This window comes from Mesonia mobilis DSM 19841 (genome assembly GCF_000423405.1).
In the GTDB taxonomy this organism is placed as follows: Bacteria; Bacteroidota; Bacteroidia; order Flavobacteriales; family Flavobacteriaceae; genus Mesonia; species Mesonia mobilis.
Map to the genome: position 1 here is coordinate 506,900 of NZ_AUHX01000001.1, position 16,069 is coordinate 522,968.

16 protein-coding genes are annotated in these 16,069 nt (G+C 35.2%); 2 read left to right on the top strand and 14 right to left on the bottom strand.

Annotated elements, in window-relative coordinates:
• Positions 1–45: 45 nt before the first annotated feature.
• Complete coding sequence (locus G551_RS0102275) at positions 46–831, bottom strand: tRNA pseudouridine synthase A (RefSeq protein ID WP_027884042.1); 786 nt, start codon at positions 829–831, stop codon at positions 46–48.
• A 152-nt stretch (positions 832–983) separates the two neighbouring features.
• Here G551_RS0102275 and epsC point away from each other — a divergent pair, with 152 nt between their 5' ends.
• On the top strand, positions 984–1,772 hold the full coding sequence (epsC, locus tag G551_RS0102280) for a serine O-acetyltransferase EpsC (RefSeq protein WP_027884043.1): 789 nt from the start codon (positions 984–986) through the stop codon (positions 1,770–1,772).
• Entirely contained in the window at positions 1,765–2,649 is an 885-nt protein-coding gene (gene cysM / locus G551_RS0102285) for a cysteine synthase CysM (protein ID WP_027884044.1), read from the top strand. The genes epsC and cysM overlap by 8 nt, the downstream gene beginning before the upstream one ends.
• Before the next feature lie 106 nt (positions 2,650–2,755).
• Here cysM and G551_RS0102290 read toward each other — a convergent pair whose 3' ends face one another.
• From G551_RS0102290 to G551_RS0102350, 13 genes are all read right to left on the bottom strand, one after another.
• The gene (locus tag G551_RS0102290) at positions 2,756–3,433 is read right to left on the bottom strand and encodes a DUF2461 domain-containing protein (protein ID WP_027884045.1); all 678 of its coding nucleotides are present in this window, start codon (positions 3,431–3,433) and stop codon (positions 2,756–2,758) included.
• Between the two features lie 144 nt (positions 3,434–3,577).
• Positions 3,578–3,859: a GIY-YIG nuclease family protein gene (locus tag G551_RS0102295; protein ID WP_027884046.1), complete on the bottom strand. Its 282-nt coding sequence runs from the start codon at positions 3,857–3,859 to the stop codon at positions 3,578–3,580.
• Between the two features lie 253 nt (positions 3,860–4,112).
• The gene (locus G551_RS0102300) at positions 4,113–4,754 is read right to left on the bottom strand and encodes a thiamine diphosphokinase (RefSeq protein WP_036243113.1); all 642 of its coding nucleotides are present in this window, start codon (positions 4,752–4,754) and stop codon (positions 4,113–4,115) included.
• Complete coding sequence (gene hisIE, locus G551_RS0102305; protein WP_027884048.1) at positions 4,754–5,350, bottom strand: bifunctional phosphoribosyl-AMP cyclohydrolase/phosphoribosyl-ATP diphosphatase HisIE; 597 nt, start codon at positions 5,348–5,350, stop codon at positions 4,754–4,756. The genes G551_RS0102300 and hisIE overlap by 1 nt, the downstream gene beginning before the upstream one ends.
• A gap of 157 nt (positions 5,351–5,507) precedes the next feature.
• The gene (hisF, locus tag G551_RS0102310; protein WP_027884049.1) at positions 5,508–6,263 is read right to left on the bottom strand and encodes an imidazole glycerol phosphate synthase subunit HisF; all 756 of its coding nucleotides are present in this window, start codon (positions 6,261–6,263) and stop codon (positions 5,508–5,510) included.
• A gap of 230 nt (positions 6,264–6,493) precedes the next feature.
• Positions 6,494–7,240 carry a 1-(5-phosphoribosyl)-5-[(5-phosphoribosylamino)methylideneamino]imidazole-4-carboxamide isomerase gene (gene hisA / locus G551_RS0102315; protein ID WP_027884050.1) on the bottom strand — a complete coding sequence of 249 codons (747 nt, stop codon included), beginning with the start codon at positions 7,238–7,240 and terminating at the stop codon, positions 6,494–6,496.
• Positions 7,241–7,390: 150 nt separating this feature from the next.
• The gene (gene hisH, locus G551_RS0102320) at positions 7,391–8,023 is read right to left on the bottom strand and encodes an imidazole glycerol phosphate synthase subunit HisH (RefSeq protein WP_051191196.1); all 633 of its coding nucleotides are present in this window, start codon (positions 8,021–8,023) and stop codon (positions 7,391–7,393) included.
• A 57-nt stretch (positions 8,024–8,080) separates the two neighbouring features.
• The gene (hisB, locus tag G551_RS0102325) at positions 8,081–9,223 is read right to left on the bottom strand and encodes a bifunctional histidinol-phosphatase/imidazoleglycerol-phosphate dehydratase HisB (RefSeq protein ID WP_027884052.1); all 1,143 of its coding nucleotides are present in this window, start codon (positions 9,221–9,223) and stop codon (positions 8,081–8,083) included.
• Positions 9,224–9,340: 117 nt separating this feature from the next.
• A complete protein-coding gene (gene hisC / locus G551_RS0102330) occupies positions 9,341–10,396 on the bottom strand; it encodes a histidinol-phosphate transaminase (protein WP_027884053.1) in 1,056 nt (351 codons plus the stop codon).
• Between the two features lie 166 nt (positions 10,397–10,562).
• Entirely contained in the window at positions 10,563–11,846 is a 1,284-nt protein-coding gene (gene hisD, locus G551_RS0102335) for a histidinol dehydrogenase (protein WP_027884054.1), read from the bottom strand.
• Between the two features lie 233 nt (positions 11,847–12,079).
• Positions 12,080–12,931: an ATP phosphoribosyltransferase gene (gene hisG / locus G551_RS0102340; RefSeq protein ID WP_027884055.1), complete on the bottom strand. Its 852-nt coding sequence runs from the start codon at positions 12,929–12,931 to the stop codon at positions 12,080–12,082.
• A gap of 227 nt (positions 12,932–13,158) precedes the next feature.
• Entirely contained in the window at positions 13,159–13,977 is an 819-nt protein-coding gene (locus G551_RS0102345; RefSeq protein ID WP_036243115.1) for a prohibitin family protein, read from the bottom strand.
• 9 nt (positions 13,978–13,986) lie between these two features.
• Complete coding sequence (locus G551_RS0102350; protein WP_027884057.1) at positions 13,987–16,008, bottom strand: vWA domain-containing protein; 2,022 nt, start codon at positions 16,006–16,008, stop codon at positions 13,987–13,989.
• Positions 16,009–16,069 lie beyond the last annotated feature (61 nt).

The following is a 16,069-nucleotide window of genomic DNA, read 5'->3' on the forward strand; positions in this document are numbered from 1 at the left end:
AAAATTAACAAACCAAAAACGAAAATTTCCTAAATAAATATCAAATTAATCTTCTAATTGCACTTCATTTAAAATTAATCCCGAAGGTTGCGCAATGTGTTCGAGTTTAATTCTATTTTCTGCATTTAGCGTTTTCCTAATAAAATCAAGATCGACCTCTCCTCTACCTAAATCAAACAAAGCACCCATCATTAACCTAATTTGGTAACGCTTAAAACCTTTTCCTTTAATTTTTAAAACGTAACTTTTCTCGGGGAAGAAATTTGCGGAGTAAATATCATTTTCAGAAAGTTCACAAAAATCTATTTTTCCCTGCGTTATCGTTTCGGGTTTAGGTCGAAAGGCATACGACCAAAAATCGTGTTCTCCTTCAAACAATTTAGCGCCTTGCTGCATTAATTCAATATTTAATTCGTGCTTAAAATACGTCATAAACGGCGCAGCAAACGGATGAAATTTTTCATTAAAAGCGAAAAAATATAAATATTCTTTTTGCTTCGGATGATTAATAATATTGAAATCTTTATTGGTTTCCGTAATACTTAAAGCACGAATATCTGGCGGAAGATTTTTATTGAAAATTGGTAAAAATTCAACCAGATCAAGCGGACTTTCATCTACAAAAAGTTCTACATAAGTTTGATTCACAGATACTTTTGCATCGGTTCTACCGGAAGCTAATAACTTAAAATTCTTTCTTCCCAGAACAAAAGCTACCGTACGTTCTACCATACGTTCTACGGTGATTACATCGGGTTGCTTTTGCCAACCGTGAAAACGAAAGCCTAAATATTGAAGTTTAATAAGGTAATAATACCGGATGCGCTGCATTTCTTTTCTTTCAAAAATAAACACAATTTAAAAACTGTCAAGAAAATGAAAGTATTTCGTCTAAAACAATTCAATCAACACATTTTGTTGCTTCTATATTAAACGATGCAACAGAATTATTTTTAACTTTGAGTTGCTAGAATTTTCAATAGATGAATAAAAACGACATCATTGCTCAAATACAAAACCAGAAACAACATCCGCATCTTAAATTTCGGCTAAAAACCGCTACAGAAAACTTTACCAATAAGTTATTTCATACGCTTTTTGATGCTGAAATTCCTGTTGAAAAAAACCTGGAAGAATTAGAAAAAGATTTTGAAGAACTGGTCGATTTAGCCTGTTGGGAACACGATAAACCTTGTAGTAAATTGTGGCAAAATTACATTACCAAATTACCAGAACTACTTTGTAAACTCACCAAAGATGCAGAAGCGATTCATACCAACGATCCTGCTTCTAATTCTATCGAAGAAGTTTATTTGTGTTATCCCGGTTTTTTTGCAGTAGCGATCTATCGTTTTGCGCACGAGTTTTATAATTTCGGTTTTCCATTAGTTCCAAGATTAATGACGGAGTATGCGCATCGTTTAACAGGTGTCGATATTCATCCGGGAGCAAAAATAGGGACTTCCTTTTTTATCGATCACGCTACAGGAATCGTGATTGGCGAAACTGCTATTATTAAAAATGAAGTAAAAATTTATCAAGGCGTAACCTTAGGAGCTTTGTATGTCGAAAAAGATTTAAAAAACACCAAACGACACCCAACCGTTGAAGATCGAGTTACGATTTATGCCAACGCAACCATTTTAGGCGGCGAAACTACTGTAGGCGAAAACAGTATTATTGGCGGTAATGTTTGGTTGACCGCTTCTATTCCAGAAAATTCGATCGTGACGCATAGTCCCGAAATTAAAATTAGACAAAACCATGAGTAGTATATTAGATTTAATAGGAAATACACCTTTAGTTGAAGCACAACAAATGAATAAAAATAAAAATGTCAAACTGTTTTTTAAGTTAGAAGGAAACAATCCCGGAGGAAGCGTTAAAGATCGTCCTGCTTACAACATGATTAAAAGTGCGGTAGAACGTGGCGATATCGATAAAAATACCAAACTAATTGAAGCCACCAGCGGAAATACGGGAATTGCCCTGGCACTTATCGCCAATCTCTACAATTTAAATATTGAATTGGTAATGCCTGAAAATTCTACCAAAGAACGCGTGCAAACCATGCGTGCTTATGGAGCTAAAGTTACTTTGACTTCTAGCGATCGTGGTATTGAAGGCGCTCGAGATTATGCTGAAAATAAAGTGGCGAACGAAGGTTTTGTAGGATTGAATCAGTTTGCGAACGATGATAATTGGAAAGCGCATTATAAAACCACCGGACCAGAAATTTGGCGCGATACCAATCAAAAAGTGACACATTTCGTCTCTTCAATGGGAACCACCGGAACCATTATGGGAACTTCTACATTTTTAAAAGAAAAAAACTCGGCCATTCAAATTGTAGGCGTTCAACCTACCGACGATTCACGAATTCCCGGAATTAGAAAATGGCCCCAAGAATATTTGCCTAAAATTTTTAATCCGAAAAAAGTAGATCAGGTCATTGAAGTTAGTGAAGATGAAGCGCGTGCAATGACAAAACGTTTGGCAAAGGAAGAAGGTATTTTTGCCGGTATGAGTAGCGGTGGAGCAACAGCTGCAGCTTTAAAATTAATCGAAACACTAGATGAAGGCATCGTAGTTTCTATCGTTTGTGATCGTGGCGACCGTTACCTTTCTTCAGATTTATTTGAAGAATAAATTTCTTCAATTGATAAGATTTAAAAAATTCGTCATTCTAAATTAAATCAGAATGACGATTTTTTTCAATATAGTTGAAACTCTCGACACCGATCGATAAGACAACTCAATCGATTAAAGAAACACCATTTAAATCGGTAGTTAAAACGCTGCTCATATAATCAAAAAACGGTCTAATGGCCTGAAAATGTTTGTCTATAGTTTCAGCAAAATCTGTAGCGATCACTTCTTTATCGGTAAATTTTTTCGTGAACGTCCATTGTTTTAAATTCAACAGATCAATCGCAGGATGTTCTTTATCAAAGCCTTTTGGTGAGGTTTTTAAGCGTTCGCCCTCCACTTCTCCCCAATATTTTTTAAGCTCTTTTTGCTGAAGAACCTCTTTTACTTCTTCTGCATCCATTTCAACCTCTTTTCGAATTCGATACAAATCATCTTTATGCGGATTCCAAAAACCAACCGCAATAAACGATTTATTTTCCGGCTGAATATGCACATAATAACCGCCACGTAACTCTGGTTTTCTTCGGGTAAAACTTGCTCCGAAATTAGTTTTGTAAGGTGTTTTATCTTTTGAAAAACGAATGTCTCGATAAATTCTGAATGCCTTTGTTTTCTCAATCTGATCGTGAAGCTGAAGCTTTAATTCTATTTCTTTATAGAAATCTTTCATCTCACTTTCGATCGATTTAAATTCGGCTTTGTGGTCGTTAAACCAATCACGATCGTTGTTTTGTTGAAGCTGAAGTAAAAATGAGAGTGCTTCTTTAGGTACAGATTTCATGACAAGTCTTTTTCTTCAAAGTTATTAAACTTCTTCCTACTAAAGCGCCAGCTTAACATTTCTAAAAATTTGAACTTTATTTTTATGGAATAATATTATCTATCCCTTCTCGTCATCCCAAACTTGATTTGGGATCTCATCCAGTTAAATAAATTCAATAGTTTTTAATTCAGGGTTTTTCTTTTTAACTAGATCAATTTTCCAATCTTTCTTCCAACTCTTTAATTGTTTTTCTCTTTTAATCGCATGTTGAATATCTAAGAATTCTTCATAATAAATTAAAAATTTCAAATCGTACTTAGCTGTGAATGAAGAACCTTTCCCTAGTTGATGTTCCGCAATTCGCTTAGTCAAATCACTCGTGATCCCAATATAAAATGTCGTTCTATATTTATTGGTTAAAATATAAACATATGAAGTTTTCATTCTAAATTGTTTTAAATATATGTGATGCGATGCTGAAATCGAAGATTCAACGTAGTTAATCAAGTTCAGCATGACGTAGAGAATTCTCTTTATTTTCAAAGTATCGTCATCCCGGACTTGATTTGGAATCTCATCCACATTTTTACGCAACCACTTTTATTATTTTAATTCGATACTGAAATAAATTTCAGTATGATTATTTTGTTCATTCTTGCGTCATCTCGGACTTGATCCGGGATCATTAAGTAAATTGTTACAACCGATCTTGAATAAATAACAACAAATCACCCTCTTGAAAACTTACGGTTGCCCGATTTTCTGTGATCGTATTTCTGGTTCCTATTCGGGAAATAATGCTGAAATTCTCGTTTACTAACGGATATTTGACTCCGCTAGAAGTGATATTTTTCGCTTCGGGAAAAGGAAATAAAGAGAAAATTTCATCTTGAAATCCTAAGATTTCGTTTTCATTTTCAGCAAAGAAGTAAACCCCAAAATCGTCGAAACAACGAATTTCGATTTCATTTTTATGTTTGAGCATCGAAGTTAAATTTCCTAGAAAATGATCTTGCTCCAAACCGCTACAACCAAAAACCGAAACGCTTTTAAAACCTTCGTCAATAATGATTCGTAAAGCTTTTTCGAAATCGGTCGCATTTTGATCTGGAGTTTCAATGACCTTTACTTCCGAAGAAATTTCAGCCATAGAAATTGAGTCAAAATCACCGGAAACCACATCGGGTTGAATATCTACATCTACTAAATTTTGGTAAGCGCCATCGGTACAAAATACTTTTTGAAACTGAGCAATATCGGGAATTTTCTGCGGAAACTGACCGTTGATAAACAATACTACTTCACTTTCAAACTTGTAATTTTCTCGATGTATTTGCATTAATTTCTGTTTTCTAACACCTTTACGATATCGTTGAGTTGATATCCTTTAGCATTCAGCAAAATTAAATAATGAAACAACAAATCTGCCGATTCATTTAAAAATAAATCTTCGTTATCGTCTTTGGCTTCAATCACAACTTCCACCGCTTCTTCCCCTACTTTTTGCGCTATTTTATTGATTCCTTTTTCAAAAAGTGAAGCGACATAACTTTTCTCTGCCGACGATTGATTTTTTCGGTTTTCAATGATCTGTTCTAATTCAGAAATAAAGCCATAATCTTGTTTATTTTCTTCTTGCCAACACGTATCAGTTCCTTTGTGACAAACCGGACCCTCTGGATTTACGTGAATTAAAAGCGTGTCGTTATCGCAATCTAATTTAATATCGACCAGGTTTAGAAAATTACCACTCTCCTCGCCTTTTGTCCATAAACGTTGCTTGCTTCGGCTATAAAAGGTGACTTTTTTGGTTTGATTGGTTTTGAGAAAAGCTTCTTCATTCATATATCCCAACATGAGGACTTTCATCGTTTTCGCATCCTGAATAATCGCAGGTACGAGTCCGTCTTTGTTTTTACTAAAATCTATGTTCATCGTTTATAGGTTTAATTATCTCTCGACTCCGTTTGAGGTTATATTATCTTTTTATTATCGTCATCCCAGACTTGATCTGGGATCTCATCATCATATTTTCTAAATATATTATCATCTGAATGTGATGCTGAATCAAGTTCAGCATGACGTATAAATATTACATTCTCACTAAAATTGCTTCATCATTTAAAAATTCTTTCAGCTCTGGAATTGCGATTTCTTTAAAATGAAAAACACTTGCGGCCAAGGCTGCATCGGCTTTGCCTTCTTTAAACGTGTCTGCAAAATGTTGCATCCTTCCCGCACCACCCGATGCAATTATCGGAATATTTAAATCTTCAGAAAGCTTGGCTAAAGCTTCATTAGCAAAACCATTTTTAGTGCCGTCATTATTCATAGACGTAAATAAAGTTTCTCCGGCGCCGCGCTTTTCAACCTCTTTTGCCCAATCGAATAAATTAAGTTCTGTCGCAACTTTACCACCTACCAAATGCACTTTCCATTCGCCATCAACTTGTTTAGCGTCGATCGCGACCACTACACACTGACTCCCAAATTTAGCTGAAAGCTCATTGATAAGTTCTGGTCTTTTTACTGCGGAAGAATTTATGGAAACCTTATCGGCGCCGCATTGAAGCAACACATCTACATCTTCTACAGAAGAAATTCCGCCGCCAACGGTAAACGGAATATTTACTTTTTCAGCAACGTGAAGTACTAAATTTGCTAAAGTTTTTCGCTTTTCTTCGGTGGCAGAAATATCTAGAAAAACCAACTCATCGGCACCATTTTCTGCATAGAACTGAGCCAATTCTACAGGATTTCCGGCATCACGTAAATCTAGAAAATTCACACCTTTTACGGTTCGTCCGTTTTTGATATCTAAACAAGGGATAATTCTTTTGGTAAGCATTTTTTATAATTTACAGTTTACGGCTTTCAGCGACTAGCTTTTAGCACTTTTATTTTAATTTTTATCAAGAAAACTCTCGTCTCCGCTCGAGTAGGCATCAATTGTTTATTCGTCATCCCGGACTTGATCCGGGATCTCATCCTGTTATATTTTAAGTTATTAATTATCTAGATGAAGTTGAAATAACACTTCGACAAGCTCAGTGTGACAATTCAGTTTTTTATTTCTAATTAATGACTTTCTAAAATATAGCTTTCTAATTGTTTTAAACTAATTCTGTTTTCGTAAATCGCTTTGCCAATGATGGTTCCTTCGCAACCCATTTCGGCAAGTTTTGGAAGTTCACCAAACGATGAAATTCCTCCGGAAGCGATCAATTTTATCTTCTCGACTCCGCTCGAAGTGACAGTTTCTGTCAAAATCTTTTTATACAATTCAAAAGAAGGACCTTCTAACATCCCGTCTTTACTAATATCGGTACAAATCACATATTGAATTCCTTTTTCTTGGTATTGCTGAATGAACGGAATCAAATTTTCTTCTGAATCTTCTTGCCAACCCGAAACCGCTATTTTTTCGTCATTTGCATCGGCGCCTAAAATGATTTTTTCACTTCCGTATTCTTGAATCCAATTACTAAAAAGCGATTTATTTTTTACAGCGATGCTTCCTCCGGTAATTTGCTGCGCTCCACTTTCAAAAGCGATACGAAGGTCTTCGTTAGATTTGAGTCCGCCACCAAAATCAATCTTCAAACTCGTTTTAGAAGCGATTTCTTCTAAGATTTTATAGTTGACAATATGTTTGCTTTTCGCACCATCTAAATCGACTAAATGTAAATATTGAATTCCGTAGGCTTCAAATTGTTTAGCCACTTCGATTGGATTTTCATTATAAATTTTCTTGGTATTGTAATCGCCTTTAGAAAGTCGAACACATTTGCCGTCTATAATATCTATGGCTGGGATGATTCTCATAATTAAGTTAGATTTCGTTTAGGTTTTTTGTCATTCCAGACTTGATCTGGGATCGCATTACATATTTATTTAATTAACATATTCAGGATGTGATGCTGAATCAAGTTCAGCATGACGTATTTTTGTTATTTCAGATTTAAATTAAACAGCTCAAATATTTATATTCAAAAAGTTATCTAGAATTCTCTCTCCGGCTTGGCTGCTTTTTTCAGGGTGAAATTGTACTCCGAAAAAGTTATTTTTCTTTAAAGCGGAAGCATAAGCGACATCGTAAGTGGTTTCTGAGATCATCTCGTCACATTTTTCAGCATAAAAACTATGCACGAGGTACATAAATTCTTGTTCTTTTATACCTTGAAATAATTCTGTTTGAAGATTAGAAATTTGATTCCACCCAATTTGTGGAACTTTCACTTGATTAGAGAAACGTTTTACTTCTACATCAAAAATCCCAAGCCCTTTTGTATCGCCTTCTTCAGAATGTTTACACATTAATTGCATCCCTAAACAAATACCCAAAACCGGTTGTGTTAACTCCGGAATGAGTTGATCTAATCCCGTAGCTTTTAATTTTTTCATCGCACTACTCGCCTCGCCTACACCGGGAAAAATTACTTTATCGGCTTGCTGAATTTCTTCTGGATCATCAGAAAGTTTAGCTTCAAAACCCAATCGCTGAATCGCAAATTTGATGCTCTGAATATTTCCTGCGCCGTAATTTATTATGACTAAGCCCCCTTTGTTTCCCCCCACGGGGGAAGACTTTTGTTCTTTGCTTTTCATTCCTTTATATTTCAAATTGGTATTTCTCACCGCTCACCTCTAAAAATCTCAGTTCTGCTAAAGCATTCCTTTGGTACTTGGTAAAATCATTTTTTCAGTATCACGCTTTACTGCGGCTTTAATAGCTTTGGCGAACGCTTTAAAAATGGCTTCAATTTTATGATGTTCATTTTTTCCTTCAGCCTTAATATTTAGGTTGGCTTTTGCACCATCTGAAAAAGATTTAAAGAAGTGATAAAACATTTCGGTGGGCATTTTCCCGATCATTTCTCGTTGAAAATCGGCTTCCCAAACTAACCAATTTCTGCCCCCAAAATCAATCACTACTTGCGCTAAACAATCGTCCATCGGTAAGCAAAAACCGTAACGTTCAATCCCTAATTTATTCCCTAAAGCTTGCTGAAAAACTTCACCTAAGGCAATCGCTGTATCTTCGATCGTGTGGTGTTCATCGACTTCTAGATCGCCTTTTACCCGAATCTTTAAATCCATCTGACCGTGACGCGAAAGCTGATCTAACATATGATCGAAAAATGCAATTCCTGTATCGATCTCGCTTTTTCCGGTTCCATCTAGATTTAACTCGATGTCAATATCGGTTTCGTTGGTTTTTCTTTTAATGCTTGACGTTCGATCCTTCAGCTTTAAAAACTCATAAATCTCTTTCCAAGAATCGGTTTGCAAAGCAATCGCATTTTCAACTTCTTCTTTTTTATTCTGAATTTCATCGGCACCTAAATCTACGTGGGTATTGATAAAAATTCCTTTGCCGCCAAAATTGTAAGCAAATTCAACATCGGTTAAGCGGTCACCAACCATAAAAGAGTTTTTCAAATCGTATTTTCCCTCTTCTAAATAACCTTGCTGTTCTAGTAAACCGATATTTGGTTTTCGTGTTTCCGCATTATCTTTTGCATAAGTCTTATCGATCAAGCTTTCATTAAATTTTGCACCTTCATTCGCAAAAACTTTTTCTATAAAATGCTGAATAGGCCAAAAATCTTTCTCCGGAAATTCTTCTGTTCCCAAACCATCTTGATTAGTGACCATTACCAATTCGTAATCGAGTTCTTTGGCTATTTTAGAAAGATAGAAAATCACTTCAGAATAAAATTCAAGCTTTTCCAAGCTATCGATTTGATAATCTTCCGGTTCGTGAATTAACGTTCCGTCTCGATCTATAAATAAAACTTTTTTCATATTATTTTCCTTATTCCTGCAAGGTTTTGAAAACCTTGTAGGTTTTTGTTATTCCTTGTTTTCTATACCTACAAGGTCGGAAAGACCTTGCAGGAAAATATTATCACTTCCTTTTACCTAAATTTCTTTATTTAAAAATTTTAAAGCTTCTACTAGCTTTTTATTTTCTACTGAAGTACCAATGGTAAAACGTAAAGTGTTTTCGCAAAGCGGTTGTGTGGTTCGGTTTCTAATCACAATCCCTTTTTCAATTAATTCTTGGTAACGTTCATTGGCATCATCTACTTTTACCAAAACAAAATTCGCATCTGTCGGAAAAATCTCTTTGATGAATTTAATTTCCTGTAAAGCAATCATCAAGCGGTTTCTTTCTTCTAAAATGCTTTCTACTTCATCAAAAACTTCATCTACCGCCAAAACACGCTCCAAAGCTTTTTGCTGCGTTAATTCATTCACATTATAAGGCGGTTTGATCTTATTTAGAACTGAAATAATTGCTGCGGAAGCATAGCAAATTCCCAATCGAATTCCTGCCATTCCGTAGGCTTTAGAAAGCGTTTGGGTAACGATTAAATTAGGATAAAGATCTACAAAACCGATCCAAGTTTCGTAAGAAGAAAAATCGATATACGCTTCATCGATGACTACAATTCCGTTGAAATTTTCTAAAATGGTTTTGATAGCGCGAGCATCGAAAGCGTTGCCTGTCGGATTATTTGGCGAACAAATAAAAAGTAATTTGGTTTGCTCGTCGACCAATTTTAATATCGATTTTATGTCTAATTGAAATTCTTCAGTGAGTAAAACTTCCCGATTTTCGATATTATTTATTCCGGTCAAGACCTTATACATTCCGTAAGTTGGCGGAAGCGTAATCACATTATCAACACCGGGTTCACAAAAAGCGCGGAAGATTAAATCTAAAACTTCATCGCTACCATTACCAAATAAAATTTGCTCTTCCTTTACGTTCTTCAGTTTTGCTAAAGCCGATTTTAAATCACGCTGTTGCGGATCTGGATAACGATTCATGCCATTTTCATAGGGATTCTCATTAGCATCAAGAAAAATCATTTCTGTACCTGAAGCTTTATATTCATCACGCGCCGAAGAATATGGCTGTAATTTTTGTACGTTAGCTCGTACTAAATTTTGTAAATTAAATTCGCTCATATTTGTCCTTTTACCACTCGAATATTTTTGAGATGAAATTAATATCTCTATACTTTAGATGATGTGATGCTGTCCCTCGACTCCGCTCGGGATGACCAATAAGTTCAGCATGACGAATGGTTAATTATCGTCATCCCTGACTTGATCCGGGATCTCATCCTGATTATTATTCTAAACTCTTTAACCTTAAGCTTACAGCATTTTTATGCGCTTGTAAACCTTCTGCTTCTGCCATTAATTCAATTGTTTTTCCAATAGATTTAATTCCCGTTTCATTAATTTTCTGAAAGGTCATACTCTTTTGAAAACTGTCCAAATTCACTCCGCTATATTGTTTAGCGTAAGCATTTGTGGGTAACGTATGGTTGGTTCCTGAAGCGTAATCTCCCGCACTTTCAGGTGTGTAATTGCCAATAAAAACTGAACCTGCATTTTGAATTCCGTTGACAAAAAATTCTTCATTTTTTGCGACTACAATAAAATGTTCCGGAGCATATTGATTGATCAATTGTAAAGCGATTTCATCATTTTCAACTAAAATTAATTTTGAATTTTCAATGGCTTTTTCTGCAATAGCTTTTCTCGGTAATTCTTTTAGTTGCTGCTGAATTTTTTCTTCAACTTCTTTTAAAATATCTTCAGAAATAGTGACCAAAATCACCTGACTATCGGCTCCGTGTTCTGCTTGCGAAAGTAAATCTGAAGCGACAAAGCTTGCGTTAGCAGTTTTATCTGCAAACACCAATAATTCTGAAGGTCCTGCCGGCATATCGATCGCGACATTAAATCTTGTGGCTAGTTGTTTGGCCACCGTTACAAATTGATTACCCGGACCAAAAATTTTATAAACCTGCGGAATGCTTTCCGTACCAAAAGTTAATCCTGCAATGGCTTGAATACCGCCAACTTTAAAGATTTTGGTGACTCCGCATAAATTTGCAGTGTACAAAATAGCCGGATGGATATTGCCTTTTTTATCTGGTGGCGTGCATAAAACAATTTCTTTACAACCTGCTAATTGCGCCGGAACTGCCAACATTAATATAGTTGAAAACAAAGGTGCAGAACCACCGGGAATATATAATCCCACTTTTTGAATCGGCCGTTTTTCTTGCCAGCATTTTACTCCGTTTTGCGTTTCAACTTCAACTCGATCGGTTTTTTGAGCAGCGTGAAATTTAGTGATATTCTCTTTCGCTAATTGAATAGCTTCTTTTAATTCTGCTGAAATTTCTTTTTCTGCTTGCTGAATTTCTTCCGAAGAAACTTCTATATTTTTAATCACGATCCCATCAAATAAACTCGTGTATTTTTCGATAGCCTGATCACCTTTAGATCTTACTTCTGTAAAGATTTCGTTTACCGTTGCTTCAATATCATCTACCGTTTGCGTGGGGCGTTTTAAAACTTCTTCCCAGTTTTTTGATGATGGATTTTTTATGATTTTCATACTTATATTTTTTACCTCTTGATTATGCTCGAGGTGACAAATTCTATTTTTTAATTCTTAGTTATCCCGGACTTGATCCGGGATCTCATCCTACTATCTCTAATTCTATATTGTTGATGTGATGCTGTCCCTCGACTCCACTCGGGATGACCTAGAAGTTCAGCATTACACGTTCTAATTTTTTATTATCGCATTTGTATTTAATCTCAAAATACACTTCGACAGACTCAATTTTACAATACCATTTTTTCTATTGGGCAAATAAGAATTCCTTCGGCGCCGTTAGTTTTTAACTCGTCGATTACATCCCAAAAAGTTTCTTCATTAATTACAGAATGTAGTGAACTCCAACCTTCTTTTGCTAATGGCAACACCGTCGGACTCTTCATTCCCGGTAAAATCTCGATGATTTTATCGAGCTTATCTTTAGGAGCATTCAGCAATACATATTTTGAGGTTCTCGCTTTTAAAACCGACTGGATCCTAAATAAAAGTTTGTCTAAAATCTGATTGGCTTCCGCAGAAATTTGTGGCGAAACCGCTAAAACCGCTTCACTTTTTAAAATTTGCTCAACTTCTTTTAAATTGTTTTTGAATAAAGTGCTTCCGCTGGAAACGATATCGACAATTGCATCTGCCAAGCCTATATTCGGAGCGATTTCTACCGAACCGGAAATTTTGTGTAATTCTGCGTTGATTCCTTTTTCAGCTAAAAAATTCTTGACGGTATTGGGATAAGAAGTGGCTATTTTCTTTCCTTCTAGATCTTGTAAGCTATTAAAATCATTTTCTTTAGGAACCGCCACCGAAACCCGACATTTAGAAAATCCTAGCTTCTCTACGATTTTTAGATCTTCGCCTTTTTCAACTAAAAGATTTTCTCCTAAAATAGCTATATCTACCACGCCATCTCTTAAATACTGCGGAATATCGCCGTTTCTTAAGTATAAAACTTCTAACGGAAAATTACGAGAAGTCGTTTTTAACTGATCTTTTCCGTTATCGATATAAATACCGGCTTCTTTTAAAATTTTAATGGAATCGTCGTGTAAACGTCCCGATTTTTGAATAGCAATTTTTAACATTTTTGATTAAAATAAAGTTTGAGCAGTTAAATTTAGGCAACAAAAAACCCGTTTGAAACTACTCAAACGGGTTTGTAAATTATCTTTGAATTTCATCAAATACATAATCACCTCGCTTGAGCGTGGAAGTGAATATGATGGTGATGTAAATTAATTTGTCTCATTATTTTACAAACTTATAAATTATTCAGAAGAAAAAATGAATTTTAGAAAAATTTAATATTCGTCTAATTGTTACCTAAAATTATTGGTAGTCCTTCATCGCCGCTCCCAACTACGATTACTTTAGCATTATTCGATTTTGAAAGTTCGACGGTTGCCTGGATTCCTTTTTCTTTTAAAACTTTATCGGTTAACGACTGACTCAAAATTGTATTTGCTCTCGCTTTACCTTCGGCCTCAATTTTTTGTCGTTCAGCTTCTTTTTGTGCTTTAGTCAATCTAAATTCGTACTCTAAAGATTCTTGCTCTTGACGTAATTTACGTTCAATCGCGTCTTTAATAGTCGTTGGCAAAGAAACATCTCTTACTAAAATTTCATTTACTTGTACGTATTGGTTTTTTAGTAAAAGCTGTGTTTCTTCTAAAATTTCTTTTTGAATAGCTTCTCGCTTACTGGCATATAATTGCTCAGGACTGTAACGACCAACTACTGCTCTAGCGGCAGATCTAACTGCGGGTTTTAATAATCGTTCGATGTATTTTTCTCCTTTTTCTTTATGAAGTTTTCCTAAATCGTCATATTTAGGCTGAAACCAAGTAGATGCATCCAGTTTAATTTCTAGTCCGTTAGAACTTAACACCTGCATTTTCTCTTCTAAAGATTGTTGCCGTACTTCGTAAACAAAAACACTGTTCCACGGAGCAACAAAATGAAAACCTTCGCCCATTGGTGGTTCGTCGGTCACAACACCGCCATCGAGCGTTCTATATAAAACGCCGCCTTCACCAGAACCAATGGTTACTGTTGCTTTAAATAAAATAATTAAAAATACGATCCCGATGATGATCACGGGAATTAATGCTTTTGGAAATTTGTTGTTCATTATATTGAATTAAATAAGTCCGTAATATTTTCTTAGAAACCATTCGGAAGATAGGCAAAAAACAATGATTGCCAATAAATAAACCCAATCGATTAAGGGAGAAACTTCTTGTTTGCTTTTTTGAATAGGTTTGAACTCCGGCGATTGTAGCAATTGTTGTTTAATTTCTTCAAACTGATTAGGAAAATAAATTTGATCGCTTAATTGCTGAAAAGCACTTAGGTTAGCATTTAAAAATTGCTTTTCAACCTCAAAATCGACAATCGTAAAACTTCCAGATTTTGAAAGTTGTTCCCCTTCTACCTTTGCTGTAAATGTATAATCACCTGCCGGCAAATTGCTTAAATCTACTTCATATTGATTATTCCGAAGTAAAAAAGGGAATATCTGTGAAGCATCGGTTTCTTTGTTTTTTACGGTAAGATTTAATTTTCCGCGTGTATCAAACTCGTAATTCTTATCAAAATATTGCGCTTGTAACACGATATCTTCACCTGAATTGTAGAATGAATTATAATCTAAGCGTAATCGCTCTCGACGTTTATTGGAAGCTAAATATTGAATAAGTTTTCCGAAAAATTCATCGTACGTATTGAAGCTTTCTTCCTCTAAAAAACTTTTAGCTCTCCATTGCCAAGCGTTTTCTCCAAATAAAAATCCGTGGCGCTTACTTCCTTTTTCTAAAGTGGCTAATAAAGGTGTTTCCGTATCGTAACCGGCGATCGATTGAAAAAGTAAAGGGTTTACTTCTGTAGAAAAACTTAGATCACCAAACTTATCTTTTAAAGGCGGAAAATCGTCAAAACCAATATCTTCAAACTGAAATGAAGAATAATTTTCGTTGTAAGCCGCTAAATAATCTTCTTCTTGATTGGTGGTTTGCTTGGTGAAAACTTGTTGATTTCTATTCAGAAATTGATAGTTCGTTTTGGTTCCTGTGACGGTTAAGGTATTCAACCCTAAACGCTCAATTTGTTCGTAAGCACGCGCAAAATTTTCATCGGGTTGATAAAGCACGACCAATTGATATTCACCAAAATCGATATCGTCTTCAATATTTTTAATCGTTGCAGCTCGCTGCTGGTTATGTTCTATACTTTTTTTGAAAGCTCCCAAATCGGGATGTAAAATTGAAGAAAGTAACAGTACATTTGTTTTTTCATCGATCACTTCTACCGCAAAATTCTTGGTGTTGTTTTCGATGTTTTTTTCGTTTTCTAGCGGTTGAATAGCAACTGAATAGGTTTTTACACCAACACTATTTGTAGGAAGTGTTGCATGAATAACTGCGGAAGTTTTATTGCTACTGAAGGAAATCGTTTCTGAATATAAGGTTTGATTCGCTTGCTTGATTTCGAAACGCCGAGAAATTGCTGAATTCCCTGAATAATTTACAAATACTTCTACCGGAAATTTGTTGTTGAGAAATGCATAACGATTAGCATTTAGCTGACCGATTTTTAGATCTTCATATTGTGTGGTATCGCCCACAACCACCGGAAAAATAGGTTGCTTGAGTTGTTGGGCAGAATAAGTAAAATCTTGGCCGTAAGTTTGATTACCGTCTGAAATAAAAACAACCGGAGCTGTTTTGTTTTTATAAAGTTGTTGAAGATTAGAAAACGCTTGATGCAAATTACTTTGCGGCTCTGAAAAACTTAACGAATCTGCGTTTGTAAAGTTAGTCCCGAAACTATAAGTTTCAATAGAAAAAGCTTCCGTTAGCTCTTCGTCTTGCTGTAATTGATTCAGCAAATTTAATACTTCACCTTTTTCTCCTAAATAATTGATCGATGAAGAATTATCGACGGCAATTGCCAAAGACGGTTTTTCTAAAGTGTAACTGGTATTCGTGAATTTCGGGTTAATTAAGAGTAAAAAAACCGAAAAATAGGTGATAAAACGCAAAGCACTGAACAGTATCCAGTGCTTTGAACGTTTATTTTTCTTCGTAAAATAATATTGTACCAACACCAATACTAATGCGATAATCGCTGCTAGAATGATAAAAAGGATGTTGGTTACTGTCATTAAATTATATTAGAATTTTTCAATTAAATAATAAATACTTCTCGACTCCGCTCGAAGTGAC

What these genes read in the sequence shown, in the direction of transcription:
- G551_RS0102275 (WP_027884042.1), bottom strand. Translation starts at nt 831, where the DNA reads ATGCAGCGCATCCGGTATTATTACCTTATTAAACTTCAATATTTAGGC.
- epsC (WP_027884043.1), top strand. Translation starts at nt 984, where the DNA reads ATGAATAAAAACGACATCATTGCTCAAATACAAAACCAGAAACAACAT.
- cysM (WP_027884044.1), top strand. Translation starts at nt 1,765, where the DNA reads ATGAGTAGTATATTAGATTTAATAGGAAATACACCTTTAGTTGAAGCA.
- G551_RS0102290 (WP_027884045.1), bottom strand. Translation starts at nt 3,433, where the DNA reads ATGAAATCTGTACCTAAAGAAGCACTCTCATTTTTACTTCAGCTTCAA.
- G551_RS0102295 (WP_027884046.1), bottom strand. Translation starts at nt 3,859, where the DNA reads ATGAAAACTTCATATGTTTATATTTTAACCAATAAATATAGAACGACA.
- G551_RS0102300 (WP_036243113.1), bottom strand. Translation starts at nt 4,754, where the DNA reads ATGCAAATACATCGAGAAAATTACAAGTTTGAAAGTGAAGTAGTATTG.
- hisIE (WP_027884048.1), bottom strand. Translation starts at nt 5,350, where the DNA reads ATGAACATAGATTTTAGTAAAAACAAAGACGGACTCGTACCTGCGATT.
- hisF (WP_027884049.1), bottom strand. Translation starts at nt 6,263, where the DNA reads ATGCTTACCAAAAGAATTATCCCTTGTTTAGATATCAAAAACGGACGA.
- hisA (WP_027884050.1), bottom strand. Translation starts at nt 7,240, where the DNA reads ATGAGAATCATCCCAGCCATAGATATTATAGACGGCAAATGTGTTCGA.
- hisH (WP_051191196.1), bottom strand. Translation starts at nt 8,023, where the DNA reads ATGAAAAGCAAAGAACAAAAGTCTTCCCCCGTGGGGGGAAACAAAGGG.
- hisB (WP_027884052.1), bottom strand. Translation starts at nt 9,223, where the DNA reads ATGAAAAAAGTTTTATTTATAGATCGAGACGGAACGTTAATTCACGAA.
- hisC (WP_027884053.1), bottom strand. Translation starts at nt 10,396, where the DNA reads ATGAGCGAATTTAATTTACAAAATTTAGTACGAGCTAACGTACAAAAA.
- hisD (WP_027884054.1), bottom strand. Translation starts at nt 11,846, where the DNA reads ATGAAAATCATAAAAAATCCATCATCAAAAAACTGGGAAGAAGTTTTA.
- hisG (WP_027884055.1), bottom strand. Translation starts at nt 12,931, where the DNA reads ATGTTAAAAATTGCTATTCAAAAATCGGGACGTTTACACGACGATTCC.
- G551_RS0102345 (WP_036243115.1), bottom strand. Translation starts at nt 13,977, where the DNA reads ATGAACAACAAATTTCCAAAAGCATTAATTCCCGTGATCATCATCGGG.
- G551_RS0102350 (WP_027884057.1), bottom strand. Translation starts at nt 16,008, where the DNA reads ATGACAGTAACCAACATCCTTTTTATCATTCTAGCAGCGATTATCGCA.